23 protein-coding genes, 1 tRNA gene and 1 pseudogene are annotated in these 26,437 nt (G+C 66.0%); 8 read left to right on the plus strand and 17 right to left on the minus strand.

Features of this window, described 5'->3' with window-relative positions:
* Positions 1–10 precede the first annotated feature (10 nt).
* The 4 genes from ACOCG7_RS20110 (at position 11) to ACOCG7_RS20125 (ending at position 5,400) form a co-directional block, all read left to right on the plus strand.
* Entirely contained in the window at positions 11–913 is a 903-nt protein-coding gene (locus tag ACOCG7_RS20110; RefSeq protein ID WP_421379667.1) for an endo alpha-1,4 polygalactosaminidase, read from the plus strand.
* A gap of 358 nt (positions 914–1,271) precedes the next feature.
* The gene (locus tag ACOCG7_RS20115; protein WP_421379670.1) at positions 1,272–2,465 is read left to right on the plus strand and encodes a GGDEF domain-containing protein; all 1,194 of its coding nucleotides are present in this window, start codon (positions 1,272–1,274) and stop codon (positions 2,463–2,465) included.
* A 96-nt stretch (positions 2,466–2,561) separates the two neighbouring features.
* Positions 2,562–4,118, plus strand: a complete 1,557-nt coding sequence (locus ACOCG7_RS20120; RefSeq protein ID WP_421379673.1) for a methyl-accepting chemotaxis protein — start codon at positions 2,562–2,564, stop codon at positions 4,116–4,118.
* 181 nt (positions 4,119–4,299) lie between these two features.
* Positions 4,300–5,400: a lactonase family protein gene (locus ACOCG7_RS20125; protein ID WP_374709877.1), complete on the plus strand. Its 1,101-nt coding sequence runs from the start codon at positions 4,300–4,302 to the stop codon at positions 5,398–5,400.
* Positions 5,401–5,548: 148 nt separating this feature from the next.
* Here the strand turns inward: ACOCG7_RS20125 and ACOCG7_RS20130 are convergent.
* The 11 genes and pseudogenes from ACOCG7_RS20130 to ACOCG7_RS20180 form a co-directional block, all read right to left on the minus strand.
* Positions 5,549–6,202 (minus strand): annotated as a pseudogene (locus tag ACOCG7_RS20130) (zinc-dependent alcohol dehydrogenase family protein); the annotation flags it as partial.
* Between the two features lie 189 nt (positions 6,203–6,391).
* Complete coding sequence (locus ACOCG7_RS20135; protein WP_421380503.1) at positions 6,392–8,419, minus strand: hypothetical protein; 2,028 nt, start codon at positions 8,417–8,419, stop codon at positions 6,392–6,394.
* A gap of 218 nt (positions 8,420–8,637) precedes the next feature.
* Positions 8,638–9,255: a hypothetical protein gene (locus ACOCG7_RS20140; RefSeq protein WP_073426693.1), complete on the minus strand. Its 618-nt coding sequence runs from the start codon at positions 9,253–9,255 to the stop codon at positions 8,638–8,640.
* Positions 9,256–9,359: 104 nt separating this feature from the next.
* Entirely contained in the window at positions 9,360–9,977 is a 618-nt protein-coding gene (locus ACOCG7_RS20145; protein ID WP_073426692.1) for a hypothetical protein, read from the minus strand.
* Positions 9,978–10,112: 135 nt separating this feature from the next.
* The gene (locus ACOCG7_RS20150; RefSeq protein WP_421379678.1) at positions 10,113–10,745 is read right to left on the minus strand and encodes a hypothetical protein; all 633 of its coding nucleotides are present in this window, start codon (positions 10,743–10,745) and stop codon (positions 10,113–10,115) included.
* The gene (locus ACOCG7_RS20155) at positions 10,742–11,302 is read right to left on the minus strand and encodes a hypothetical protein (protein WP_421379681.1); all 561 of its coding nucleotides are present in this window, start codon (positions 11,300–11,302) and stop codon (positions 10,742–10,744) included. The genes ACOCG7_RS20150 and ACOCG7_RS20155 overlap by 4 nt, the downstream gene beginning before the upstream one ends.
* Before the next feature lie 78 nt (positions 11,303–11,380).
* Entirely contained in the window at positions 11,381–12,439 is a 1,059-nt protein-coding gene (locus ACOCG7_RS20160; protein WP_073426935.1) for a PHB depolymerase family esterase, read from the minus strand.
* A gap of 285 nt (positions 12,440–12,724) precedes the next feature.
* Positions 12,725–13,210 (minus strand): hypothetical protein, encoded by a 486-nt coding sequence (locus ACOCG7_RS20165; protein ID WP_421379684.1) that lies wholly within the window; start codon positions 13,208–13,210, stop codon positions 12,725–12,727.
* A 22-nt stretch (positions 13,211–13,232) separates the two neighbouring features.
* Positions 13,233–13,679 carry a lysozyme gene (locus ACOCG7_RS20170; RefSeq protein WP_083083680.1) on the minus strand — a complete coding sequence of 149 codons (447 nt, stop codon included), beginning with the start codon at positions 13,677–13,679 and terminating at the stop codon, positions 13,233–13,235.
* Positions 13,672–14,379 (minus strand): DUF2589 domain-containing protein, encoded by a 708-nt coding sequence (locus ACOCG7_RS20175; RefSeq protein ID WP_421379688.1) that lies wholly within the window; start codon positions 14,377–14,379, stop codon positions 13,672–13,674. The genes ACOCG7_RS20170 and ACOCG7_RS20175 overlap by 8 nt, the downstream gene beginning before the upstream one ends.
* Before the next feature lie 31 nt (positions 14,380–14,410).
* Positions 14,411–15,088, minus strand: coding sequence for a DUF2589 domain-containing protein (locus tag ACOCG7_RS20180; RefSeq protein ID WP_083083682.1), 678 nt, complete (start codon positions 15,086–15,088; stop codon positions 14,411–14,413).
* A gap of 276 nt (positions 15,089–15,364) precedes the next feature.
* Between ACOCG7_RS20180 and ACOCG7_RS20185 the strand changes: the two genes are divergently transcribed.
* Positions 15,365–16,042, plus strand: a complete 678-nt coding sequence (locus ACOCG7_RS20185) for a LuxR C-terminal-related transcriptional regulator (RefSeq protein ID WP_083083683.1) — start codon at positions 15,365–15,367, stop codon at positions 16,040–16,042.
* 142 nt (positions 16,043–16,184) lie between these two features.
* Here the strand turns inward: ACOCG7_RS20185 and ACOCG7_RS20190 are convergent, their stop codons facing one another.
* Both ACOCG7_RS20190 and ACOCG7_RS20195 read right to left on the minus strand, forming a co-directional pair.
* Positions 16,185–16,988 (minus strand): DUF4239 domain-containing protein, encoded by an 804-nt coding sequence (locus tag ACOCG7_RS20190; RefSeq protein WP_114162401.1) that lies wholly within the window; start codon positions 16,986–16,988, stop codon positions 16,185–16,187.
* Between the two features lie 2 nt (positions 16,989–16,990).
* Entirely contained in the window at positions 16,991–17,995 is a 1,005-nt protein-coding gene (locus ACOCG7_RS20195) for a hypothetical protein (protein WP_412534833.1), read from the minus strand.
* A gap of 596 nt (positions 17,996–18,591) precedes the next feature.
* Here ACOCG7_RS20195 and ACOCG7_RS20200 point away from each other — a divergent pair.
* Both ACOCG7_RS20200 and ACOCG7_RS20205 read left to right on the plus strand, forming a co-directional pair.
* Positions 18,592–18,668, plus strand: a tRNA-Asp gene (locus tag ACOCG7_RS20200).
* 83 nt (positions 18,669–18,751) lie between these two features.
* Positions 18,752–20,689: a SurA N-terminal domain-containing protein gene (locus ACOCG7_RS20205; RefSeq protein ID WP_073426683.1), complete on the plus strand. Its 1,938-nt coding sequence runs from the start codon at positions 18,752–18,754 to the stop codon at positions 20,687–20,689.
* 111 nt (positions 20,690–20,800) lie between these two features.
* On the opposite strand, the gene ACOCG7_RS20210 is transcribed toward ACOCG7_RS20205, so the two are convergent.
* Entirely contained in the window at positions 20,801–21,142 is a 342-nt protein-coding gene (locus ACOCG7_RS20210) for a hypothetical protein (protein WP_073426682.1), read from the minus strand.
* A gap of 118 nt (positions 21,143–21,260) precedes the next feature.
* Positions 21,261–21,950: an arylesterase gene (locus ACOCG7_RS20215; protein WP_073426681.1), complete on the minus strand. Its 690-nt coding sequence runs from the start codon at positions 21,948–21,950 to the stop codon at positions 21,261–21,263.
* Between ACOCG7_RS20215 and ACOCG7_RS20220 the strand changes: the two genes are divergently transcribed.
* On the plus strand, positions 21,949–22,635 hold the full coding sequence (locus ACOCG7_RS20220; protein ID WP_073426680.1) for an ABC transporter ATP-binding protein: 687 nt from the start codon (positions 21,949–21,951) through the stop codon (positions 22,633–22,635). The two genes, ACOCG7_RS20215 and ACOCG7_RS20220, sit on opposite strands and share 2 nt — an antisense overlap.
* Before the next feature lie 186 nt (positions 22,636–22,821).
* Here ACOCG7_RS20220 and pgi read toward each other — a convergent pair whose 3' ends face one another.
* Together pgi and ACOCG7_RS20230 are read right to left on the minus strand one after the other, a co-directional pair.
* Complete coding sequence (gene pgi / locus ACOCG7_RS20225) at positions 22,822–24,444, minus strand: glucose-6-phosphate isomerase (protein ID WP_421379696.1); 1,623 nt, start codon at positions 24,442–24,444, stop codon at positions 22,822–22,824.
* A gap of 295 nt (positions 24,445–24,739) precedes the next feature.
* Positions 24,740–26,326 (minus strand): bifunctional ADP-dependent NAD(P)H-hydrate dehydratase/NAD(P)H-hydrate epimerase, encoded by a 1,587-nt coding sequence (locus ACOCG7_RS20230; protein ID WP_073426678.1) that lies wholly within the window; start codon positions 26,324–26,326, stop codon positions 24,740–24,742.
* Between the last annotated feature and the right edge of the window lie 111 nt (positions 26,327–26,437).

A 26,437-nucleotide genomic window follows, 5' to 3' on the forward strand; every position in this document is an offset into this window, starting at 1 on the left:
AGAATTTCAGATGAGCAATGCGCTGCGCGGGCGTGCTTCGATGCGCGGGTTTTATCGGCGTGTCGTGTGCGCGGCGCGTCTCGTGATCGTCGGTTTGCTGTCGTCGGTCGCGCATGAACGCGCGTCGGCCGACGCGGGCGTCGCGCCGTCCATTGCGCTCTTTTACGGCGCGCAGCCGCCGGTCAGTCGGCTGCGCGAATTCGATGTCGCGGTGATCGAACCGGACAGCGGCTTCGAGCCGCTCAGGCACAAAAGCGCGCGTACCGCGTGGTTCGCCTATGTGAGCGTGGGGGAGGTGACGCCGCAGCGTTCGTATTACGCGGCGATTCCAAAGGCGTGGCTAGTCGGCGACAACGCGGTGTGGGGCGCGACGGTGATCGATCAGGACGCGGCGGACTGGCCCGCGTTCTACGTCGAGCATGTGATCGCGCCGCTGTGGAAGAAGGGCTATCGCGGTTTCTTTCTCGACACGCTCGATTCCTACCAGCTCGTCGCCAAAACGGATGCAACGAGGGCGCGGCAGGAACGCGGTCTGGTCGCGGTCGTTCGCGCGATCAAGGCGCGCTTTCCGCGTGCGCGGCTGATTTTCAATCGCGGCTTCGAGATCCTGCCGCAGGTTCATTCGCTGGTGTCCGCAGTGGCATTCGAATCGCTGTATCGCGGCTGGGACCAGGCGGGGCAGCGCTACACGGAGATCGCGCCGGCCGATCGCGAATGGCTGCTGGGGCAGGCGAAAACGATTCGCGAGCAATACCGGCTGCCGGTACTCGCAATCGACTATTGCGCGCCCGCGGACGACGCCTGCGCGACCCAGACCGCGAGCCGGATCAGCGCGGCGGGCATCGTTCCGTATGTCACGGATGGCGGTCTGCAAACGGTCGGCACGGGGCCGGCTCGCGCGATGAAGCAGTAGCCGTGGCGCAGGCACGCGACGAACGCAGACCCGGCCCGTCGCGGGCCGTAGCGGGTCATGGCGGGCCGAAGCGGCGGCGCGACTCGCACCTTGCCGCGTCGAGCGGCCTTGAATACGGCCTCGAAAGACACAATTCCAAACACGGACCTGAGCGCCTATGAGCGAACCGGCCTTGCCCGCGAGGCGTCCGGTTCACTCACCTGGAGCGTACAATCGTGCGGCCGTACCGGGCGCCACGTCCATTTCTGGCAGAGTCGTCAATGGCGGCTGGCGACGATACACGCTCTGTCGAAACCGCCGCCCACAGGCCCGATTGCCCGATTGTTCCGGGCCGGCAGCGCAGCGGAGAACGAGCCACATGCCCGCTCATATAACGCCCAATCAACTGATTCAACTCATCATCCCAGGCATTACCGCCGTCTTTGCGCTCAGCTTCGCCTGGGCGTGGGTCTACGACAAACGGCTGCGCTATCTGCGCTTTCTGGCCGCTTCCTTTGGTGCTTTCGCACTCGGCTCGGCGGTGCAGATATGTCACTTGCCGGATGAATGGCGAGCGAACGCGCTGCTATCGGCCGCGTTTTACGTGCCCAGTATTCAACTGCTGGCCGAAGGCGTCTTGCGCAGGGCCGGGCTTCGGTTGCGGTTCGCCGCGCATGCGTCGATGTTCACGCTGGTGATGGGCGGCATGTACTACTTCTCCTACGTCGCCTCGAACCTGCTGGTGCGGATCTACATTCTGAATCTCAGCGCCGGGCTGTTGATGGTGTTCACCGCGCTCCGTTTCAGGAAACGCTGCCGTGGCCGCACCATCAATCACATTCTTCTCTGGGTGCTGCTGATTTTCGGCGCAAGTTTTTTCATCAGGACGCCGCTCACCGTCATTCAACCCTTGCCGCATAGCACCGCGCCCTTCGCGCAGAGCATGTTCTGGGTTCTGCTGCAACTGTCGCTCGCATTGATGGGCGCCGTGTTGGGACTCGTGCTGCTGGCCGCGGCGATGTCGGACGTGATCGACCGGCTCGTTCTCGAACGCGATCTCGACTCGCTCACCGAGACCCTGAACCGGCGCGCGTTCGAACGCCTCGCGGGCCGCCGCGTCGCGGACAAGCGAAGCCAGTCGCTCGCGCTGATCGCGTTCGATATCGACAACTTCAAGTCCATCAACGACCGTTACGGCCATGCGGCCGGCGATGCGGTGCTGCGCCAGTTCGGCGCGATCCTGCGCGGCGCGGTGCGCGAGAAAGACGTGGTGGGGCGGATCGGCGGCGAGGAGTTCGTGCTTCTGCTGCCGGGCGCCGACGGCAAGTTCGCGTACCGGATCGCCGAGCGCTTGCGCACCGTGCTGGAGTCGTCGCGCTTCGACGAAATCGACGCAACGCTGCGCGTCACGACGAGTGCCGGCATTGCCCGCTATCGCCCTGGCGAGGCGGTCGCGGCGTTGCTGGCGCGCGCCGATCAATTGCTCTACGCCGCGAAACGTGCCGGACGCAATCGGGTTCTCACCGAGTTGTCGGATCAGACGCTGGACGCGTCGACGCTCGACATGGCCTGAGCGCGCGCGAAGCTGGCAGCGGTGTCCAGCCGGAATTAAAGGTCGGCGCATCCCGGTCGTTAACGAGTCATACGATAACCAACGGACTCTGGCTCGATGCGCAATTTGACAATAAGACATAGCCTCCTCGCGGTGCTGGTGGTTTTTGCAGGGATGATCCTGTTCGGCGGCGTAGTGGGCGTGCTCACGCTCGGCCGGTCCAATGACAACGCCCGGCTTCTGCACGAGATCGCGAGCCAGGAAGTGCTCGTCAACGACGCCTATAAAGACACGACCCGCACCCGCGCGGCGCTCACGCGCGCCTACTCGGCATTGAAGGAGCGCAATGACGAACAGACGCGCGACTCCGCGCTCAAAAGCGCGCAGACCACGCTGGACCGAGCGGATCGCGAAACCAGGGCGTTCCGCGCGGCAGCGCTCTTTCCCGGCCAGGACGAAGCGTTGAAGCAACAGCTTCTCGATTCGTCGACCTCGTTGGCCGCGCTCCTGAACACCGCATTCGACGCGCTGCGGCGCGGCGACACCAACGCCTACGTCGCGATCAACGACAAGGACATCACGGCCTCGGGCGCGGCGTATTCGGCCAACGTCGAGAAGTTTCAGAAGCTCGCCGATGCGCTCTCCACGGAATCCGCCGCCCAGGGCGACCGCGAATACGCGTGGGTCGTCGGCATGGTGGTGACGGGCGTGGCGCTCGCGCTCGCCTTGATCGTGGCGACGCATTTCGCGCTGCGCGGGATCGTGATCCGTCCGTTGCAGCAGGCCTCCGCGCTGCTCGACCGGATAGCGGGTAACGATCTGACCACGTCGATCCCGGAAGGCGGGAAGAACGAGGTCGGCCAGCTATTCAACGCCATGTCGAGGATGCAGTCGGGACTCGCGCGGACCGTCTCGAACGTGCGCGTGAATTGCGAGGCGATCCACGGCGGCGCGCGCGAGATCGCCGCCGGCAACGTCGATCTGTCGAGCCGGACCGAGCAGCAGTCGGCTTCGCTGGAGGAAACCGCGGCAAGCATGGAAGAACTCACCTCGACGGTGAAGCAGAACGCCGACAACGCGCGTCAGGCCAGCACGCTGGCCGCCAACGCGGCCGACGTCGCGCAGCGCGGCGGCGACGTGGTGCAGCGCGCGGTGCAGACGATGACGGCCATCACGGCCAGTTCGCACAAGATCGCCGAGATCACCGGCATGATCAACAGCATCGCGTTTCAGACCAACATCCTCGCGTTGAACGCGGCCGTGGAGTCGGCGCGGGCGGGCGAGCAGGGCCGCGGCTTCGCGGTGGTGGCGGGCGAAGTGCGCACGCTCGCGCAGCGCAGCGCGAACGCCGCCGAGGAAATCAAGGCGCTGATCGCCGCGTCGGTCGACGATATCCGCAGCGGCAACGAACTCGTCGTGCAGGCGGGGCAGACCATGAACGAGATCGTCGGCGCGGTGCAGGGCGTCGCGACGATCATGGCCGAGATCACCTCGGCGACCGTCGAGCAGAGCGCCGGCATCGAGCAGGTGGGGCAGGCGGTCAGCCAGATGGACCAGGTGACCCAGCAGAACGCCGCGCTGGTCGAACAGGCGGCCGCCGCCGCGAGCGCGCTCGAACAGCAGGCGCAGTCGATGACGCATGCCGTGTCCGCATTCCGACTCGCCGCGAACTAGCCACGAATTAACCGCGCGTTAGCCGTGCATTAATCGCGACGCGCGGCCGTGCCGGATCAGGCACGCGCCGCACGATGAGATAAGCTGCGAGCCGGGTCGGTTGTCCGGTGAGTCTTCACCCGCCGGCGCGGGTCGTTCCGATCATTCCAACGATTCCAATCTTTCCAACGGGAGTATGAGCATGAGCGTTAAACGCGCCCTGGGTGTAGCCGCCCTCGTGCTGGGCACCGCTGTCGTGTCCGGCGTCTCGCAGGCCGCGACCTATGCGTATGTATCGAATGCCGACAGCCAGGATATCTCGGTGTTCAGCCTCGACGAATCGAACGGCGCGCTCGCGCCGGTACAGACCGTCGCGGTCGCGGGCACGGTCATGCCCCTCGCGTTGTCGCCCGATCATCTGCGGCTGTACGCGGGGCTGCGTTCCAAGCCGTATCGCGTGGTGAGCTTCGCGGTCAATCCGCTCGACGGCCGGCTGATCGAACTCGCGCGAGCGCCGCTCGCGGACAGCATGGCCTACGTCTCGACGGACGCGACGGGCCGCTACCTGCTGTCGGCCTCCTACGGCGGCAACCTGCTGGCGGTGAACCCGATCGGCCGCGACGGCGTGGCCGGCGACGTGCAGCAGACCGTCAAGACCGGACCGATGGCGCACGCGATCCGCACCACGTCCGACAACCGCTTCGCGTTCGCCTCGGTGCTCGGCGCGGATGCGTGGCTGCGTCTGAAGTTCGACGCCGCCAACGGCCGCCTCGCCGACGACGCCGCGCCCGCCTATTCGCTGCCGCCGAAATCGGGCCCGCGCCACTTCGTGTTTTCGCCGGATCAGCGCTTCACGTATCTGATCGATGAACTCGACGGCAAACTGCACGTGCTCGCGTTCAATCGCGCCGGCGACAACGTCAAGCCGATTCAGACCATCTCGATCCTGCCGCCCGACTTTTCGGGCGACAAGCCGTGGGGCGCCGATATCCACCTGACGCCCGACGGACGCTTTCTGTATGCGTCGGAGCGCACCTCCAGCACGCTGGCGGCCTACAAGGTGGACACGGCCTCGGGCAAGCTGACGCGCATCGGCACGTATCCGACCGAGAAGCAGCCGCGCGGATTCAACATCGATCCGTCGGGCCGTTACCTGCTGGCGGCCGGGCAGTTGTCGACGAGCCTGAGCGCTTACCGCATCGACCGTAAGAGCGGCGCGTTGAGCGCAATCGGTCAGTATCCGGTCGGCAAGGGCGCGAACTGGATCGAGATCGTCCGGTTCGACGGCACGAATGGCAATTGAGTGCTGGCGCGGCGCCCGCGGGCGCCGCGCATGAAGCTGCCAACGTGCGTGCCGTGACACGCGGCACGCACACCGTCTCGCTTCGATTCATTCACGACATCGACGACATCAACGACATCGACGACATCAAGGATCGAGCAGCGCCGCGTTACGGCGCGACGCGAATCACCACCTTGCCGAAGTGCTGGCCCGACTCGAGATGCCGATACGCGGCCGGCGCATCCTCGAAACCGAACACGCGATCCACGACCGGCCTGATTCGATGCGCGTCGACGAGCTTGACGACGTCGTCGAGCATCGAGCGGCTGCCCACCATGATGCCGTGCAGCCGCTTGATGCCGCCGATCACGGCGAGCAGTCCGAGCTCCGGTCCCGCGAAGCCGCTCACGCCGCCGATGATCGACACGAGCCCGCCCATTTTGGTCGCGGCCACCGAGCGCGGCAGCGTGTCGCGGCCGCCCACCTCCACGACGATGTCGGCGCCCACGCCATCGGTCAGCCTCGACACTTCGTCCTGCCATTCGGGCGTGCGCCGGTAGTTGATGGTTTCATTCGCGCCGAGCTTGCGCGCGCGCTCCAGTTTCTCGTCGCTCGACGACGTGATGATCGTGCGCAGCCCCGCCGCGTGCGCCAGTTGCAACGCGCAGATCGACATGCCGCCCGTGCCGAGCAGCACGACCGTCGCGCCGGGTTTGGCGTCGCCGTCCGCGAACAGCGCGTTCCATGCGGTCACGCCGACACACGACAGCGTCGCGGCCTCCTCATAGCCGAGATGCGCCGGGATCGGCGCGAGGCTCGTTTCCCCGGCGACGTGCTCGCGGCCGTTCGATCCAGCGAGGCGGCCTGTTCCTCGGTCCGCCGCGAGAGGTCCAGATCGCCTTGGGCGAGTTCGCCTGCGGCCACCGGGATCGATTCGGCAAAGCTCCTGAGATCATGTCGACATGCTGAAGTCGTGATTCGACGCCGCCATGCGGCTGCCGCATGGCGAGCTTCATTGCGGCGTGCCGGCCTGATAGCAGGCCTGCGTGCCCGTGGTCTGATAGACGAGCCGGTAGCCGCTGGCGGCCGTCGCGTTGGCCTGTTTCGACGCGAGCGTGAGCCAGCCCTTGCGCGTCGGCGGCAGCGGCCGGATCACGAGCGCGGCGAGTTGCGGATCGGCCGCGGCCGCGTCCGCGCCGATGATGCGCCGCACGTGCGAGAGGCTGCCCGCGTACCAGCCGAGGAACGGACGGTAGGCGGGGCCGGCATAGTGGCTGTCGATGATCATCCACGGATCGTGTCCGGGCTGGCCGAGATTCGCGAGCGTATCGGTCGGACCGAGCAGCGCCTGAAAGTCGCCGCCCAGCCGCGAGTCCGGCTGGCCGATGCGGTTCACGTCGTATTTCGCGCGATCGGCGCCGGCCTGCAAATCGCTGAAGCGCTTGCCGGTCCACGTAATCACGTGCGCGAGCTTGTAGTCGTCGGCGAAGGTGCCGCTGCCGACCTTGTCTTTCTGCGTGATGTACAGCAGGTCGCCGGGCAACAGGTATTGCTCCATCGCGCCGATGTTGCCGCGGTTGATGTCGAGCAGCACGCCCGTCAACGGATCGACTCCGCTGGCGGGCGTCGCGCAGGCCTGCGCGCCGATGGCGCCCGACAACTGATTGCTGGCGAGCCCCGCGAAGTTATAGACCCACGACGTGAAATTCGAGCAGTCCGCGCCGTTCCACATCAGCGCTTGCGACGTGATCGGAGCGGGCGTTTGCGACGCCGAGGTCTGAATGGTCTGCGCGCCGTCGGCGCCGCGCTGCGCGGTGCAGGTCATGCTGGCCGAATGCGCGTCGGCCGAACCGCCGCTGGTGCTGCCGGCCGACGAATCGCGATAGTCGATCGACCCGGTGTTCTCGGGCGGCGTCCAGCCCGGAATGTGATGGTGGCAGTAGTTCAGGTTCTGATCGACCCAGTAGTTCTCGATCGCCATCACGAGTTCGCGCCTGAACGTGTCGACGTCGGCGCACGACGCGGGCGGCGCGATCCTGCCGTAGCTCGCGGCGTGCGGGCCCCACGTGCTGGCGGTCGGATAGGTCGACCAGTTGCTGCTCGTCATGCCCGGCGCGAGCGACGCCTGCACGTCGTTCTTGCGGCCCTGGAACAGCCACAGGTTTTCAGCGAGCAAGGCCACGCGGTCGCCGCACGCGGCGGCCGACGCCGTGGCGGTCTGATTCTCCGATGCCTGGGTGGCGTTCAGCATCGCCAACGACGTGATGCCCGAGCGGTTCAGCGGATTCACGCTGAAGTTCGCCGCGCCGGTCGTGACCGGGCAGGCCTCGTCGGCGGGCGCGGCGAGCGTGCCGTCCGCGGCGAGGTTGCCCGCGCCCGCGTGGCAAGCGGCCAGCGTGTCGCCCCTGGCCGACTGCGCGACGATGTTTTGCACGCTGGCCGCGAGCGTCGCGCCGGTGTCGCCGCGGCTTTGCGATTCCGCGCCGAGCGCGAGCGCCATGCGGTTGCCGTCCGTGATCGTGCCGGTCGGCGTGTGCGCGGCGACGAACGCGGGCGGTGTTTGCTGCGGGTCGATGCCGCCGAGAAACGCGGCGACGCGCGCGGCGGCCGCCGTGATATTCGCGGGCGTCAAGCCGCCCGCGGCCTGCGCATCGGCGACCACCGCGCTCGAAAACGCGGACACCAGCATCGCCGAGGGCCGCGCCACATACACCGCGGACAACGTGCCGCCGTCGACCGACGCGCTCGTGCCGGTGGCTTCCTCCAGATACGACCCGCCGCTCGCGCGCAGCAGCAGCGGCCAATGCAGATCGCCGGGCAAGGCGAAGCGGCCGTTTTCATCGCTGACGGTGCGCGCGACCGGGGTCGCGCCGATCTTGCCGTCGCTGTCGATCGCATACGCGCTGACGGTCGCGCCCGCGACCGGGCCGAGATACACGCTGCCGTCCACCATGCGCGGCGACGCGGCGCTGCCGCCGCAAGCGGCGAGCAACACGGACATGAAGGGGAGGCAGGCGAGCAGGGCGGTGGAGACGATCAATCGGCGCATGGGTAATTCCAGGTCGAGGAGGAATGGCATTGACGCGATTAACGGCACCTTACTGTACAACTTGATTGGAAGTTTTACGTAAGCCTCGTCGCCGTGGGCTTGCCACTATGCGCGATGAATCGAGGTCTTGCGTGATGGTGTTTTCGAGCGCTCAAAAGCGAACCGGCCCGCGACATGCGGGCCGGCTGTTTTACGGCATCGGCGTTCGATCAAGCCATCACCACGTTCGCGAGCCGGAACTGATACGGCACCGCCGTCGTGCCGCCGCCGCCGCCCGTCATCACGATGTCGCAGCGCGCGATGCCGAGCAGCGAGAGTTCGGTGTTGATATCGGAGAGCACCGCCGAATTCATCACCGCGCCTTGCTCGATCTGCGACGCCGTGCCGATCCACAGCGTCGGCTTGAATTCGAACACGGCCTTCTGTCCCGGCACGATGCCCGTCTTGTGCGCGAGCAGCCGGTTGTCCTTGAACACGCCGGCGGTGATCGCGCCGCTGCGCAAGTCGTTGCGCAACTGGATCTCGCGCGAGCTCGACGCTGCGCCCGCCACGCCCAGCACATTGCCGGAAGCCGCGCGCGTGACGCTGAACATCTGGCCGTTTTGCGCGGGCCGCTGCGGCATGTAGTTGCCGTCGGCGTCGCTGGCGGTGAGGGTGGTTTGCATCGGAAACACGAACGGATGATTGTCTCCCCGCCCGCAGTTGCTGATCACCTTCCACGCAATCGCGAGTTCGTCGAAATCCGTCGAGACGTTCTTCTGGAAAATCACGACCTGACTGTTGTTGACGTCGTTGGAGAGGTTGATGAAGTTGAGCTGGATGTCCATGACTGACCTTTTCCGAATGGAGTGAGACGGCGCTGGACCATGCGAGGTCCGGCGCCGTCTGGGTATTGCCTGGGTGTTGCCGCGTGTGGGACGCCGCGACCTCGTCAGGCCATGACGACGTGTTCGAGCCGGAACGTGAACGGCAGCGAACGCGGGCCGGGACCGCCGCCCGTCATGACGATGTCGGCGCTGGCAATGCCGAGCAGCGAGAGCTCGGTATTGATGTCGGAGATCACCGCCGAATTGAGCAACGCGCCCTGTTCGATCTGCGACGCCACGCCGATCCACAGCGTCGGCTTGAACTGGAACACGGCTTTTTGCCCCGGCGCGATCGACGTCTTGGTCGCGAGCGGACTGCCGTCCTTGTAGATGGTCGCGTTCGCCGCGCCGTTCGGCAGATCGTTGCGGACCTGCACCTCGGAGCTGTTGCCCGGCTCGGTGCCGAGCGTGAGCACGTCGCCCGAGGTGGAGCGCACGATCTGGAACACCTGGCCGTTGCTCGCGGGCTGCTGCGGCATGTAATTGCCGTAGCTGTCGCTCGCGCTCACGTTCATCGTCATCGGAAACTTGAACGGATGATTGTCGCCCTGGCCGCAGTTGCGGATGACCTTCCACGCGATCGCCAGTTCGTCGAAGTCGGTCGCGACGTTTTTCTGGAAGATCACGATGCTCGAATTGTTAGCGTCATTCGAACGGTTGACGAAGTTAAGCTGAATGTCCACTTGCCTGCTCCTTGAAGTTTGAAATACGGCAATCGGTTTGCCGCGCACCTTCCCACCGGCCGGCCCGGCGGGCCGGCCGTCAAACGAAACCGGAGGGGAGCCCGCCGGGCGGCGGGCGTCGTCGCGTGAAAGGCGCTACACGTGCACGACGTTTTCGAGCGCGAAGCCGAAGGGCTGCGCGTCGGCGCCGCCGCCGCCGCCCGTCATCACGATGTCGGCCGCGGCGATGCCCGCGAGCGGCAGCATGGTGTTGTCGCTCGACAGCACGGCGGAACTCAGCGCGCGGCCTTCCTGCACTTGCGACGCGGCGCCGATCCACAGCACGGGCGTGAAGCGGAACACGGCCTTCTGGGCCGGCGCGACGGCCCATTTGGCGGCGATCAGCTTGCCCGCGCTGAACGCGTTGACGTTGACCGCGCCGCGCGTCATGCGGTTGACCACCTCGATTTCCGCGCCGCCGCCGACGCCGCCCGCCGGCGCCGGCTCGGCGACGAGCCGGGCGCGGCCGGTCGGATGGACGCCGACCATGAATCGTTCGCCATCCTGCGCGGTGGCGCGCGGCGAGTAGTTGCCGTGCTCGTCGCCCAGCGCGATTTCGATCGCGGTCGAGTAGACGAACGGATGGATACAGTCGCGGCCGCAAAAGCGGATCACTTTCCACGCGATCGCCAGCTCGTCGAAATCGGGCACCACGTTGCGCTGGAACAGCACCACTTCGCTGTTGCCGCGATCGTTGGACCGGTTGATGAAGCGCAGTTGGATGTTCATTGCGCTGGCTCCGCGGTGTTGGTTGTGTCCGTGGTGCCGTCCGCGAGGTGCTTTTCGACCCACTGCGTGAGCGCCGGCGACACGCTGCCGGCAACCGACGCGGCATGCAGCGCTTGCGCGCGGCTCTGCGCCTGCAGATCGGTCGCGAAGCGGCCGAAGGCCATCGCGGCGTCGGTGGCATTGCGGCTGCGCGAGAGGTCGTCGAGGTATTGCGCGGCGGCGTCGCTGAGCGCGCCGCTGTGTTGCGCGTGGCCTTGCGCGATGCGCGTCGCGAGGTCGGCGTGAATCGCGGCCAGTTCCTTGATCGCGGCCGCCGCGCCGGTCAGCGCGAAGCGCTCGCGCCGCTCGCGCCAGCCGGCGTCCAATGCCGACTGCGATGCGGCGCTGTACTGCTGGGCGCTTTGCAACGCGGTGCGCGTGAGCGCGCGCCACGCGCCGGGATCGGTGGCGGCGCCCGCGAGTCCAGCGGGATGAGCCGACTGCGCGACGAGCTGGCTGAACAAACGGAAGGCGGCGAGATTGGCGGTTTCCCACTGCGTGATAAAGGTCGAGAGCATGACGGCTCCTGGTTCGGATCGGGTTCGGGTTGAGTTCGGGTTGAGTTCAGAGCGAGTGCGAGCAAGCAAGGACGCTGTTCACTGACGCGCGCCGCCGAGGCGCTCGATCATCTTCATCACCGCGGCCATTTGCGGCGCCTCGCGGGAATAGAAGTTGGGATGGATCGGATCGGGACTCGTGTAGCCCCAGAAATCCCAGCAGCCGAGCGGATTGACCGCCGATTTTTCGGTTTGCGGATAGAGCACGATCAGGCGGTTCGTATCGGCGATTTCGTTGTAGCCGGCGCCGCGCACGAAGCGTTGACCGACCGCGGCGGCGTTTTGCACGCAGCCGTGAAACGCGACGTGCACGCCGCACGCGACGCGTTGGCAATCGGCCGGTACATAGACGTAGGCGAGATCGGCCAATGACGCGCGGCGCTCGGGATCGAACGCGCGCTGGTCGAAGCTTTGCAACTGGCCGCCGGCCTGGGCGGCGGGCGCGTTCAACGGCGCATTCGGCCGTGCGTAAATCCAGCGCAGAATCTCGTGCGCTTGCTCGAAGCCGCAGTTGTTGATGTAAGGGCCTTGATTCGCGCTGCACGGCGAGTCTTCGGGATTGTTCGTGATCAACGCGTGGCCCGCTTCGGGGTGGCGCTGATACTGGATGTTCGGCTTCGGCACCTGAGCCAGTTCATAGAAGCGTTCGGCCTGATCGACCACGCGCGTGGCGACCACCGTGTCCTTCGCGCCGCTGAACAGGTAGAAGCGCTGCTCGCGCAAGTTGGCCGGGTCGTCGATCTGTTTTGCCTTGGCGTAACGCTGCGCGGCGCGCCATGCGCCTTCCGCCGACGGCGCAGCGCCGGCCGGCTGCATGCACAACGTCACGGCCGCCACGGCGGGCGCGATGAAGTCGGACTCGCCGGCGCAATCGAACGCGCCCCCGGCGACGATCCCCGCGCCGACCAGGCGGCTCGACCACGCCACGTCGAATTGCGCGGCCATGAAGGCGCCCGACGACAGCCCGGAGACGGACGTCTGTTGCAGATTCGCGCCGAGCGCGGGCAGCGCGGCGAGGTCCGCGGCGTTCGCGCTCGTGAGCGTCGCGGCCAGCACGAGTGCGCCGAGCCGCAAACGCAGGGCGAGGCGCTGACGCATGCCGCGTTGCCTGAAAGTTCTGAATAACGAATCATCGATGACGGCTGCCGCATTCATACCGTTGCTCCTGTAGGTTCTGGTGTTCGCCGGATGCACGGCGAGCGCATGGGTGTTCGCGTTTCTGTTCGCGTTTCGGCCGGGTAGGGCTTGCGTTGCGTGAATCTCACTACGCTTGCAGAGTACGTGGGCCGCGCATCGGCATGAATGGGGCGGAAGGCCGGTATGCGACATAGAACGGATGGCCCATGAACCGATAGCGCACGCAATGGGCCGCGCTGCTTGCGGTCAGCGCGCGGCCTCGCGTGTGCAGAACGACACCGGTATCGACACGCCGCGGTCCACCGTCGTGACGGCGATGGGGCGGTTCGCCTGCGTGTAGCGCAAACGGTGGATGCCGCGCGGCCCGAAACCGCTGTCGATGTCCGCGGCGAGGTCCGTGCCGTCGGGTAGTCGCGCGAGGCTCCGGCCGCTCATCATCGCGGGGCGGCGCTGCGGGTCGTCCCAGTCGGCGTTGTCCGCCGACGTATAGAAGTTCGGCAGGACGCCGCGGGTGTAGAGACTGTCGAGCGTTTGCGCGAGCCGCTCGGCACACCTCGCGCACAGCGCCGGCTCATGCGCGAGCTGCAACGCCTGGTTGATGCGCGCGGCTTCGGCGTCGCAGGTGAGCGGCGGCGTCGGCTGCTGCGCGTGAGCAAAACTCGCGAAGCCCGCGAGGCAAACCGCGATGGCGGCCGTGACGATGCCGGCTGCGGCACGATGGTTCGAGATCATCGGAAAGACCCCTTTGAATGCGCTAGGAGAGAAACAGCTTGCGTTCGGCCTGGCGGCGGCGCGTGAGTCCGGCAAGCGGCTTGCCGCCCGCCTTGTTCCACACGAGGAATTGATCGGCGGCATGAGCGGGCGAGCCGGCGTTCAGATAGCGCAACAGGGTCGACGAACGCAGCCGTCCCGCGCCGAGGTTGAAGACGAACGACATCAGCGCGTCGAACTGTTGCTGCGTGATGGGCACGCGCACCAGCTTGCACAGTTGCAATTCGGCGCCGCGCAGGTCGCGCCTGAGCAGCGCTTGCGCTTCCGCTTCGCTGAGCGGGCGATCGAAATGCTCGTGCGGCAGGATCAGATGTCCATAGCCGATGGTCGGCTTGCCGACCGCGTCGAGATAGCGCTGAAGGCGCAGGCCCTCGAAGTGTTTGATCAGGTCGATGCCTTGCGCGCCGGTGCGCGTGGGTTGGTCAGTCATGAGGTTTCTCCGGTTCGTCGTGACGTTTGCGCGGTACGAGTCGATGGGTGTACTCGTCGATCACGCGCATGATCGCCTCGGGCGGCGCGAGCGCCGTGAACTGCATTTCGATGTCGATGTGCTGGGTGTCGCGTTGCGCCTGCCGGCCCTCGGCATCCTTGCGCGCCGATGGCGGAGCGAGCGTGACGAAGAAGCGCCCGCGTTGATCGCCGCCGGCCAGTCCGCCCGCGGGCAGCGCTTCGGTGAAGTCGGCGCGCACGGTCAGATGCACGACCATCCTGTCGAGCGCGAGTCCGCGCGGCGTGGCGAGCGCGACGAGCGGCACCGGCATGGTGTGCTCCGCGTCGAGCGCGAGTTCGACGACGCGCGGCGACAGCAAACCGTCCTCGTCCTGATCGAAGAACTGATCGAGCACGGCGGTGTACTGATGCGCGAGCAACTGGTTCGCGGCGGCCGCGGCGTGCTGCATGCCGCGGGTGATTTCGTCGAGCGCGAGGCCGCGCGGTGGGGGTGGGTTGGCGTTGGGCGGCGGTGGGGTGTCGCCGGGTGGGGGAGCGCCGGGCGGCGCGCCGCCGTCGTCGTGCGCGACGGCCGCCTCGCCGTCGACGGCATCGGCCGGAACCGCGTTCGCGGCGTCGTCATGCGAAGGGGGATGGGCCGGCGAACGTTGCGCGCCGCGCCGCCTGAAAAAATTGAACATGGTGTCCGTCCGCCGTCAGTGGCCGTCGCGCTTACTGATGAGCGGGCTGCGGCTGGCCGCCCGCCGCCTGCGTCGCGCCGCCGGCCGCGGTTTCGCCGATCAGCTTGCCGTCGGTCGGCGTCGCGGGCAGCGCCTTCACGTCCTTCGACTTGTCCTCCGTCACGACCGGCTTGGTGGCCGCATCCGTCAGAAAGTCGATGACGCGCATCAGCGCTTCGGGCGGCGGCTGCCGCTTGACCTGCGTGTGGATCGAGTACTTGGCGCGCGTATCGGTGCTGCGGGTCTGCTCGGCCTTGTGCGATACGCGGCCCGACATGCTCACGCTGACCGGTCCCCAGCCGAGCTTGACCTGCAACTCGCCGCCCGCTTCGGTCGACGACGACGACTTCTCCGACTGCGTGATTTCCAGTTCGAAGTCGATCGTGCCTTCCTCGATCGCGATGATCGGATGGACGATCGCGGCCAGCAGCGGAATGCGCATGGTCTTCTGCACCACGCCTTTCGATACGCCGCTTTCGTCGACGAGGGTTTCGTCGTAGTCGAACTGGACGGCCACCGCCTTGCCATCCTGAATGCAAACCTGCATCAGAAAGTCGGCGTAACTTTTTGCCGCCTGGGTTTGCGCGGTAATCATTGCTTTCAATGGGCCTGCGATCATTTGATCCATTGGCAACGCGTTAATGACGGAACCGATGAAATTAGCATCCATACAAACCTCCAGTGGTGAAAACCGGGCAGTGCGAATACACTGCCTTTATTCAAGTTACATAATCTGAAGGCCCATTTGGAGAGGCCGGCCGTCATGGATGTAGACAGGGGTGACGGTCATGGAAAATCGTAAAGAATTAATGTGCCTTTTGCATTAGAACGTTTGTCACGGATCAACGGACCTAGTGCGTCGTTTTGAAAAGAGCGGTAAAAGCGAGCCGAAGAGACGCGAATAACGTGAACCCGAGCGTCTCGCTACCGAGGGGAACCGCGCAAAATGAACGTTCTAATGATCGATAGTCCGCCGTTGTTCGTGGCGGGAGTGGCCGATGTCTTATGGCGGCGCGATAGCACTTGCCAGGTGTGGTCGGCTCAGTGCGCTGACGACATTTACCGCATCCGTGAGGAATTTCCGCCGGGCACGGTCGGCGCGGTGACGCTCGAATGGGACGAGCGGGCGGCGCGCATGGGCTGGCCCAAGCTGCTGCAGGACACGCTCGGCACGGTGCCGTGGCTGTTCGTCGTGCGCACGGTGTACCGCCAGGCGATTGCCGACGCGCTGATGGCGGGCGCCGCGGGCATCGTCGAGCGTCATGCGAGCGCGGACGAGTTCGCCGATGCGCTATGCCGCGTCGCCTCGGGCGCGATTTACGTGCCGCCGAGTTATGGTCTCGCCGCCGGCGTCGCGTCCGGGGAATCGCCTTCGGGCGACCGCGCGTTCGAGCGCCTCACGCCGCGGCAGCGCCAGGTGCTGCGGCTGCTCGCCGAAGGCAAGTCGAACAAGCAGATCTGCCGCGTGCTGAACGTCGCCGAGGGAACCATCAAGAACCACCTGTATGCGCTATTCCGGCAGATCGGCGTGAGCAACCGCACCGAGGCCGCGTTGTGGCTGTCGCGTCATATCACGCCGGAAAGCGCGTACCTGCAAGCGACGGTATGCGCGGTACATGAATAAAAGCCGCGCCCGTTCGCGGCCCGGATGAATGACCGCACGCGTGCGCGCGCGGCGGAAGGGGGACTCGATCGGGCGGCGGCGCGTCGGCTGTAGCGGCACTCTATCGGCGTGAAGCGCGCCGCCCTCGCCGGCGGCGTCGCGCTCAGGCCGGCGCGCCCGGACGCCCCTCGTCCTCGGCCGCAAGCGTTTCGATCGCGTGCCGCAACGGCGCGGGACTCACGCTGACCTCGCCGGCGAACGGCCGGTCCACGGCCAGGACGAAAAAGAACGCGAGCCCGAGCGTGGTCGCCCAGATGGTGACGAGGCCGAAGTGAAAGCGCGTCGCGGGCAACACGTACAGCAGCACGAGCGAGAGCGCGCTCGCGATCAGCATCACACCCCATAGCGTCGCGGGCATCGCGACGTCGAGCGCTTGCAGGCGATGCTCGCGGAGCTTGGTCATTTCATTCACGCGGGCGAGCACTTCGGTGAGCAGCGCCCGTTCGCGGTCGCCCGTCGGCGTGATGCGGTTGGTGGTCGCGAACATGCGGCTGAACGCGGCTTCGGTGGCGGCATCCGCGCGGGCGTGCTGCTGCATTTGCGGCCATTCATCGCGCACGACGTGCTCCATGTAGACGATGAGTTCGCGCCGCGCCGCTCGCGCGTCGGGCTTGCCGAACGACGCGAGATCGCGCGCCAGTTCGGTCGCGCATGCGGCTTCGGCGGCGACCGTGCCGGCTGCCGCGTCGTAGGTGCCCCATACGGTGACGGCGGCGAACGCGACCAGCAGCGAGTTGATGGTGGTGACCGCGGACATCATCGCGACCGTCATGCCGCGCTGCTCGGCGTCGAGCCGGATCGGAAAGCAGCGGCGAAACAGCAGGTAGCCGGCGAGCGCCGCAACGAGCGTGGCGCCGACGACCAGCATGCCCATCACGGCGGCTGGCAGGTTGTAGAGGAAGAGCATGGTTACTCCGTGTCGTTTGAGAATGTCGTGGAGGAGGGGCGGAATGAAGGGCTGAACGGATCGCCGGCGAGCATCGCGCGCGTGAGTTCGGCGAGGCGCCGGCGAGCGGTGTCGGCGGAATCGGGCTTGTCGAACGACTGCTGCAGATCGAGCAGACTGGCGGCGAGTTCGCTCTGCCATTGCGTGCGTTCGCTGGCGGCTTGCGCGCGGCGCGTATGCAGCGCGGCGTCGACATCGGCGGAACGATCGCCGCGCACGAGCGTGTCGAGCGTATCGACGAGGCGTTGCAGCAGCCGATGCACGGCGGTCGCCGAGAAACCGCCGAGCATCGCGAGCGCGGGTTTGCCGAAGCTGTGCATGCCGCCTTGATCGAAGAGCCGCGGCGGCAGCAGCTCGACCAGAATCAGCCCCGCGATCACGCCGAGGATCAGCCGCGCGCCGTAAGACGCGTCGTACTTCGGGTCGTAGGTCGACGCCGCGATATAGCGATGCGCCTGAAACAGCGTGGCGAACGACGCGCCGAGTCCCGCGCAGAACAGCAGGAAGAGCGCGTTCCACAGCAACTGCGTGCCGTGCGAATCGAGAAAGCCGCGCTCGACGTTGTCCGCGGACACCTCGGGCGAGAGTCCGGTTGCGATGACGGCGATCAGAAACGAAATCGCCGCGACCGTCAGCAGGCGGATCAACGGAACCGGACCGAGCCACGCGAGCGGGCGGGCGAGGCGATGCTGTTCATCCAGCAACGTGACGGCTTGCGGCGTGGCGGGCGCGATCAGCGCCGCGAGCTTGCGGTGGATCGACGCGAGCGCGTGTTGTGCCGAGGTGGAGTGACGCGGTGTGGCATTCGCGGTTTCGTTGGACGGTGCCGTGGACGGTGCGGTGGACGATGAAGCGCCCGACAAGACAGCCGGTCGCGTATCGGACGGCATGCCGTCGATCAGCGCGCTCAACAGCGCAATCGTTTCGGGCGCGACCGGCAGGCCGTGGTGCAACGCATAACGCGCCATCGCCTCGCATTCGTCGCGCAGTTGCGCGAGCAGCGCGCCGGGCGACGCGCCATCGTATGATGCGTGACGCTGTGAGGCGCGCGATGCGTCACGAAAGCGAAGACGCTTCGCAAAGCGATAGATGTCCATTCGAATGACCTGTCCGGTGTCGGGTGGCGTCGTGCGCGAGATGCGCTCAACGGCAGCGACCACTTTGCGTGGCTAACGGGTCGCGGACAATCGGGCAGAAGTCATGGACGAAGGCATGACGAAGCGCCCATGAAGGGCGTTGGGCCGACTGCTTATATATAAGAGGAAGCGGGGTGAAGCATGCGTGATGCAGCGTTTCGCGCGACACGTGTGCCGCTTTTCGTGCTGATCGGTCCGTCCTCATAGGGCGCGACTGCCGCGCTGCACAACGAGATCGCGGTCGATTTCGCGAGCGGGTCGGGCGCGCGTGATGTGCTGGCCGGCTTTGATTCGCACGGCAGCGGGCGCGTGAATGTCATGTATGCGGGGCGTGCCTGGGTGCTTGCTCGCGTCGGCCGCTCGGCAGATTTCTGTTGCGGTGTGGCGACAGATGAGGCAAAATCACGGGCTCTTGTAGAGCAGTATCAGGAGTGGTAGTTCAGTCGGTTAGAATACCGGCCTGTCACGCCGGGGGTCGCGGGTTCGAGTCCCGTCCACTCCGCCAGTATCCTCGAAAGGCGAACTCCGGTTCGCCTTTTTTATTGCCCGCTGTTGTAATATCGGGCGTTCTGTTTTTGGCACTCACGCATGCTCGATTTTTTCCGCAATCACAAACGCCTGATGATGTTCATGCTCATCCTCGTCATTGTGCCGGGGTTGGGTTTTGTGGGCATTCAAGGCTTCCGCGGCTTTTTTGACGAAAGTGCAAACGTTGCGAGCGTCAACGGTCACAAGATCACGCGCGCGGAATACGACAGCGCGATGCGTCAGCAACTCGACCGCGCGCGGCAGATGCTCGGCGCGCAGTTCGACATGAAGTCGTTCGATACGCCGGAGCGCCGCAGTCAGATGCTCGACGGCCTGATCGAGCAGCGCGTGCTGGTCGACGAAACGCAGCGCCTGCACCTCACCGCGTCCGACGACGCCGTGCGCCGCGTATTGCTCAACGATCCGGTGATCTCGTCGCTGAAGAAACCCGACGGCACGATCGACGTGGACCGTTACAAGCAGTTGCTCGCCATGCAGGGCATGACGCCCGACCAGTACGACGAACGCGTGCGCTACGACATCTCCACGCAGCAGTTGCCGGCCAGCATCCAGAGCAGCGCCTTCACGTCGAAAACCCTCGCACAGCATCTGACCGAACTCGCCGAACAGCAGCGCGAAGTGCAGGGCATCGCGTTCCATCCGCGCGACTACGCGGCGAAGGTGCAGCCCACCGACGCGCAACTGCAAGCCTATTACGACGCGCATCGCAACGACTTCGCCACGCCGGCCACCGCCACGATCCAGTACCTCGTGATGTCGCCGGCAAATCTCGCGGCCTCGGTGCAGCCGAGCGACGCCGATCTGAAGAAGTACTACGAGGACAACATCGCGCATTACCGCACGGAAGGCCAGGTGCGCGCGAGCCACATCCTGATCGCCGCGCCGAAGGATGCGAGCGCGGCCGACAAGGCTAAGGCGAAACAGAAAGCCGAGGCGTTGCTCGCGCAGATCAAGGCGCACCCGGATCAATTCGCGCAGATCGCACAGCAGGATTCGCAGGATCCGGGTTCGGCCTCGAAGGGCGGCGACCTGGGTTACTTCAGCCGCGGCATGATCGCGGGCGGCCAGGCATTCGACGACGCCGTGTTCGCGCTGAAGAAAGACGAAGTCAGCGGCATCGTGCAGACCGACTTCGGCTATCACATCGTCAAGGCGACGGACGTGAAGCCGGCCGTCACGAAGCCGTTCGACGAAGTGAAAGAACAGATCGCGAAAGAGCTCAAGACGCAGCAGGCGGCCAAGGCGTTCAGCGACGACTCGGAAGGCTTCACGTCGATCGTCTATGAAAAAGCGAAGAGCCTGCAACCGGCCGCGGACAAATACAAGCTGCCATTGCAGACGGCCACCGTCACGCCGCAGCCGAACCCGAAGCTGCCGCCTGACAGTCCGCTGAACAACGCGAAGTTTCTCGCCGCGGTGTTCGCGAACGACGCGGTGACCGCGCGCAACAACACGCAGGCCATCGACGTCGGCGGCAACACGCTGATCGCGGCGCGCGTCACCGACTACAAGGCCGCAGCCGTGCCCGCGCTCGACGCGGTCAAGGACACCGTGCGTCAGAAGGTGATCGCGGCTCAATCGAACGAGGCCGCTCATAAGGACGGCATCGCGAAGCTCGCTGAGTTCGAAAAGTCGAAGGCCACCACGGGCTTCTCGTCGCCGCTGAAGGTTTCGCGCAATGACGCGCAGGGCATGCCGCCGGTCGCATTGAGTGCAATCTACAAGGCGGATGCGCAAAAGTTGCCGGCCTACGTGGGCGTCGATCTCGGCGACGACGGTTATGCGATCTATCGCGTGAACTCGGTCGTCGCGGGCGCACCGATCGATCCGCAACGCCTCGCCGCCGCACAGCAGCAGATCGCGCAAGTCGACGCGCAGTCTGAAGCAGAGGCTTATCTGGAAGCGTTGCGCGCGCGCTCGAAGGTGAAGTTCTACGGTTCGCTGGAGAGCGGCAACGCGCAGGCGAGCAGCGAATGAGCCGGCCGCAACGCGTGAAATAAGAAAAGCCCCGCAAATGCGGGGCTTTCTTTTTGCCGAGCATGAAAGCTCATCAAATGGTTTGCTTCAAACGCCTCGACGCGCGATGCGTTACAGGCAGGCGCTGATCGCGCTGGTGGCATCGCTGCCGGCCGCGCCACTCGCGCGGAAGCCGACCCACGAACCCTTGCCGGAATACGAAGGACGCACCACCGCGGCTGCGCCATTCGGCGGCTGTTGACCGGGGACATAGACGTCGACGGCTTGATCGTTGGCGAGCGTGTCTTGCGACACGACCTGCTGTTGCGAGCCGTCAGCCCATTTCTGCGCGATGCAGGTGGCGACGGCCTTCGGTGCCTGCTGGCTTTGGCCCACTGACTGGACGCCCGCCGGCGGTTGAGCGGCGCAGGCGGAAATTGCCACGGTCAAAGCGATTAACGGTAAGTATTTCACGTTATCTCCTCAGGAATTCGCTCAAAAAACGAGCCGGGTTACATGGAGTTGAAGGTGTCAGATAGACCTTACCGATCCATGTTCCCGAAGTTCTGGAAACAAGTTGTTAGCGGACTGTTCAGTGCGGCGAACTTGTGCGAAGGAGTGGCTTGACGGCGGGCCACACGTTATCGAGTAGCACTGGTTGTGCCTGCACGGTGGGATGCAGTTGATCCGCCTGGAACATCTCGGGCTTGTCGGCGATGCCCGCGAGCATGAACGGCACGAGCGGCACCCGAAGTTGTTTCGATAACTGCCCGTAGAGGCCGTGGAACTTCTGCGTGTAGTCGGGGCCGTAATTGGGCGGCACATACATGCCGACCAGCACGACCTTCGCGTGACCTTGTTGAGCCTGCTCGATGATCGTGCGCAGGTTGTCTTCGGTGGTGGCGAGCGGTACGCCGCGCAAGGCGTCGTTCGCGCCGAGTTCGACGATCACGATGCTCGGCTTCAGGCGCTGCATGAGCGCCGGCAAGCGGGCCCTGCCGCCGCTGGTGGTGTCGCCGCTGATGCTTGCATTGGCGACGCTATAATCGATTCGCTCCTCGCTCAGGCGTTTGCGCATCAACGCGACCCAGCCGGTGTCGCGGGGCAAGCCGTATTCGGCGGAGATGCTGTCGCCGAGCACGACGATCACCGGCCTGGCGGGCTCGGGCGTGTTGGCGCCGTGAGCCGCGAAGGGCAGCGAACACAGGGCGGCGGCCATGACGGCCGAGCCGAATGCCGTAGTCAGCGCTATGGCGCGCACTTTCAACCTACGCTTCACCATGCTAAACAAAACTGATCCAGTCATTGAAGTGCGGGGTTTGTGCAAGAAGGTTAAGGATGCAACAGGCGAACTGACGATTCTCGACAACATCGATCTTGCTATCGATGCCGGCAGCAGTGTGGCGATCGTCGGTGCATCCGGGTCGGGCAAGTCTACGCTGCTCGGCTTGCTCGCAGGATTGGACAGCGCAAGCTCGGGCTCGGTTCGGCTGCTCGGGCGCGAGCTCGCCGAATTGAACGAAGACCAGCGCGCGGCGCTGCGCAGCGGCTCGGTCGGTTTCGTCTTTCAATCGTTTCAATTGATGCCGCATCTGACCGCGCTCGAAAACGTCACGTTGCCGCTCGAACTGCAAGGCGGCATCAGCACGCGCGAGGCCGCGGCGCGTGCGCGCGGCTTGCTGGAGCAGGTCGGGCTCGGGCAGCGCACGGGCCATTATCCGAAGCTGCTCTCGGGCGGCGAACAGCAACGCGTCGCGCTGGCGCGCGCGTTCGTCACGCATCCGGCGATCCTGTTCGCGGACGAGCCCACCGGCAGTCTCGACGCGGCCACCGGCCATGCGGTGATCGACCTGATGTTCGAGATGAACCGCGCGAACGGCGCCACGCTGATTCTCGTCACGCACGACGTCGAACTGGCGCGCCGCTGCGATACCACGGTGACGATCGAGGCGGGGCGGCTCGCCTGACAGGGCGGCGCGTCGTTGAAGATCTAAAACGTTCGATACAGCAAAGCGAGCAAAGCGCAAAAAAAGCGGGCCGCGAAAGCCCGCTTTGTCATTCTGGCTTGCTCGACCGCGGCAACGCGCAAACGAACAAGCCGCACGCATCGGCGGCGCCACGCAAGCGCGCCGCCCGCGCTCATTGCTTCGATGTCACCGCTTCAACGCGGCGCGCGCCCGCGCGATCAACGCCGAGGTCGACGAGTCGTGCTTCTTCTCATCGACGCTTGCCGCGGTCAGATCGGCCTCGACCACCTTGCCGAGAATCTTGCCCAACTCGACGCCCCATTGATCGAACGGATTGATGTTCCAGACCGACGCCTGCACCAGCACCTTATGTTCATACAATGCGATCAACGCGCCGAGCGAACGCGCGGTGAGCGCCTCGACGAGCAGCGTGCTGGTCGGCCGGTTGCCCGGAAACACCAGGTGCGGCGCGAGTTCCGGCTGATCGGCGCCGGCCACTTTTGTCGCTTCCTCGAGCGTGCGGCCGAGCATCAATGCCTCGCTTTGCGCGAAGCAGTTTGCCAGCAGCTTCGGATGATGGCTCGCGAGCGGATGCTCCGGCGTCAGCACCGCGATGAAGTCGATCGGCACGATCGTCGGACCTTGATGCAGCATCTGGAAGAACGCATGCTGGCCGTTCGTGCCGGGCTCGCCCCACGTCACCGCGGAGGTCGGATAGTCGACGGTTGCGCCATCGAGACGCGCCGACTTGCCGTTGCTCTCCATTTCGAGCTGTTGCAGATACGAGGGCAGGTAATGCAGCGCTTCCGAATACGGCGCGACCAGATAGCTTTGCGAGCCGAAGAAGTTGCGATACCAGATGCCGAGCATGCCGAGCAGCACCGGCAGGTTTTTTTCGAGCGGCGCGTCGCGGAAATGCTGGTCCATTTCATTAGCGCCGGCGAGCAGTTCGCCGAACTGTTGCGGGCCGACCGCGATCATGATCGACAAACCCACCGCCGACCACAGCGAATAACGGCCGCCGACCCAGTCCCACATCTCGAACACGTTTTCTTTCGCGATGCCGAACTTGACCACTTCCGCGGGATTGGCCGACACGCCGACGAAGTGCTTCGCCAGCGCATTTTCCGGGCAACCCTTCTGGACGAACCAGTCGCGCAGCGAGCGCGCGTTGGTCATGGTTTCGAGCGTGGTGAACGTCTTGGAGACGATGATCGCGAGCGTTTCCTCGGGATCGATCTTCTGCATCACGTTGTAGAGATCCGCGCCGTCGACGTTCGATACGAAGTGCGTGGTGATGTCGGGCGTGGCCAGATGCTGCAGCGCGTGCACGACCATCTTCGGCCCGAGGTCCGAGCCGCCGATGCCGATGTTCACCACGTAGCGGATCTGCTTGCCGGTATAGCCGGTCCATGCGCCGCTGCGCACCTGGTCGGCGAACGCGGCCATCTTCGCGCGCTCCGCTTGTACCTGCGCGTGGAACGGCGCGTTCGGGTCGCTGGCGCGCAAGGCCGTGTGCAGCGCGGCGCGGCCTTCGGTGGGATTGACGACTTCACCCGCGAACATCGCGTCGCGGCGCTTCTCGACGCCCGCTTCGCGCGCGAGCTGCACGAGTAGGTTCAGGGTTTCGTCGGTGATGCGGTTCTTCGAGAAATCGGCTGCGAGACCGCCGCCCGCGAACGCGAAGCGCTCGGCGCGAGTGGGGGCGGGGTCGTTCTCGGGGGCGAACCAGTCGCGCAGGTGCGCATCGCGAATGCTTTCGTAATGCGTTTGCAGCGAGGACCAGGAGGGGAGCGAGTTCTGCGTCATAGCGTCCGTCTAACGAAGGGGCACGAAGAAAGGCGTGCGCGTGAAGCGCTGCCGAGGATGATGCAACGATGCTGTTAGAGCGATGCCGCGCGGCCGGTTCGCCGCGGCTTGCGCTGAAACTTCGGGCCGGCAGCCTCGCGATGAAGCCGCCCGTTGAAGTTTCGCCGCAACCCGCGAAGGATCCAACCCGCGGCGCAGTCGGTCAGTATAACGGCGTTGCGTGACAGGTGGCAGCGGGGTGGCAGCGGGGCGGCAGCGGTTTGGCCGGGCCGCGCAAGCGACGGGATCCACGTGGTCAGCTCGTAGCCGGATAGAACAGCCGGTTCAGCAAGGTCCGCACCATCGGCGCCAGTTCGCCCGCCGTCAAACCGGCCGGGCCGTGGCCTTGCGCGCTCAGCGTATCGGCGGCGAGGCCGTGCAGATAGACGCCCGCGAGGGCCGCTTCGTAGCGCGGCAGATGCTGCGCGAGCAGCGCGCCGATGATGCCGCCCAGCACGTCGCCGGTGCCGCCCGTCGCCAGCGCCGCGTTGCCGGTGGGATTGATCGTGAGGCGGCCGTCCGGCGCCGCGATCACGGTGCCGCTGCCCTTCAGCACGACAACGCTGGCGAAGCGCGCGGCCAGCGCGCGCGCTGCGGCGAGGCGGTCGCGCTGCACGCCCGGCGCGTCGGTGCCGAGCAGGCGCGCGGCTTCGAGCGGATGCGGCGTGAGGATGCACGGATCGCCTTGCACGCCGCGCGCGGTGAGTTCGGCGGCGAGCGAGGGGTCTTTGGCGAGCAGATTCAGCGCGTCGGCATCGAACAGCTTGGGCACGTCGAGCGGCAGCACGTCGTGCATGACGCGCGTGGCGCGCTCGCCGTGCCCCATGCCGCAACCGACGGCGAGCGCGTCCATCTTGTCGAGCGGCAGCGCGTCGACGGCATGCAGCATCAGTTCGGGATGCGGCGGATCGTAGGGCGGGGCGCCTTCGCCCAGGATGGCGACGTGCACTTTTCCCGCGCCGGTGTAGAGCGCCGCGCGCGCGGCGAGGATCGGCGCGCCGCACATGCCGGTGTCGCCGCCGACCACCGCGAGGCTGCCGAAGCTGCCCTTGTTGGTCGCGAAGTCGCGCGGCGGCAGAAAGGCGGCGAAGAGTTCCGGCGCGTTCAATTGCACGGCCGTGCGGGCGCTGCAATCGACGCCGATCGGCGCCACGGTCACCGCGCCGGCGAGGTCGCGCCCTTGCGCGGTGAAGAGGCCGGGTTTCGCGCCGATGAACGTGATGGTGTGCGTGGCGTGGACCGCGGCGCCGTCGCCATTGCCGACGATCGTGCCGGTGTCGCTGTCGAGGCCGCTCGGCACGTCGAGCGCGAGCACGCCGCCTCTTCTCGGCCTGGCCTTCGCGCGTTGCGAGAGTTGCCGCGCGAGGCTCGCGAACACGCCTTCGAGTTCACGCGTGAGGCCGATGCCGAACATGCCGTCCACAAGCCAGGTGTAGCTGTCGAGCGAGGCGGGCGGCGCCGCGCTGATCGGCACGCCCGCGGCGCGGGCCGTGTCGAGCGCCCAGCGGGCGTCGGCCGGCTTGACCTCGACCGGCATGCACAGATCGACGGCGATGCCGGCCTGGTGCAGCTCGGTCGCGAGAACGAGGGCGTCGCCGCCGTTGTTGCCCGGCCCCGCGACGAGCCAGACCTTCTGCTTCGATTTGCCGATCGACGTGTCGCGGGTGATCTGCTCCTTCAGAAAGCTCGCGGCGGATTTGCCCGCGCGCGACATCAGCGTATGAGGCGGCAGGGACGCCGACGCCTGGGCCTCGGCGATCCGCAGATCGGTCAGCGTGAGGAGAGGAAGCGCCCGGTTGTGCGGACTGGTGAGCGTGGGCGGCGCGAGGTCGGCTTCTGTCATGGCGGAGGCGGGCGGGCACCTGTTGCGAGGTGAGGAGGCTGCGGGAATCACTATGGTAGTGCCTATGGGGTGCCGATGCGTGATGGGGTTGCCTGGCGTTGTGCCGCCTCG

The sequence above is a fragment of the Paraburkholderia sp. DD10 genome, assembly GCF_049177125.1.
In the GTDB taxonomy this organism is placed as follows: Bacteria; Pseudomonadota; Gammaproteobacteria; order Burkholderiales; family Burkholderiaceae; genus Paraburkholderia; species Paraburkholderia terricola.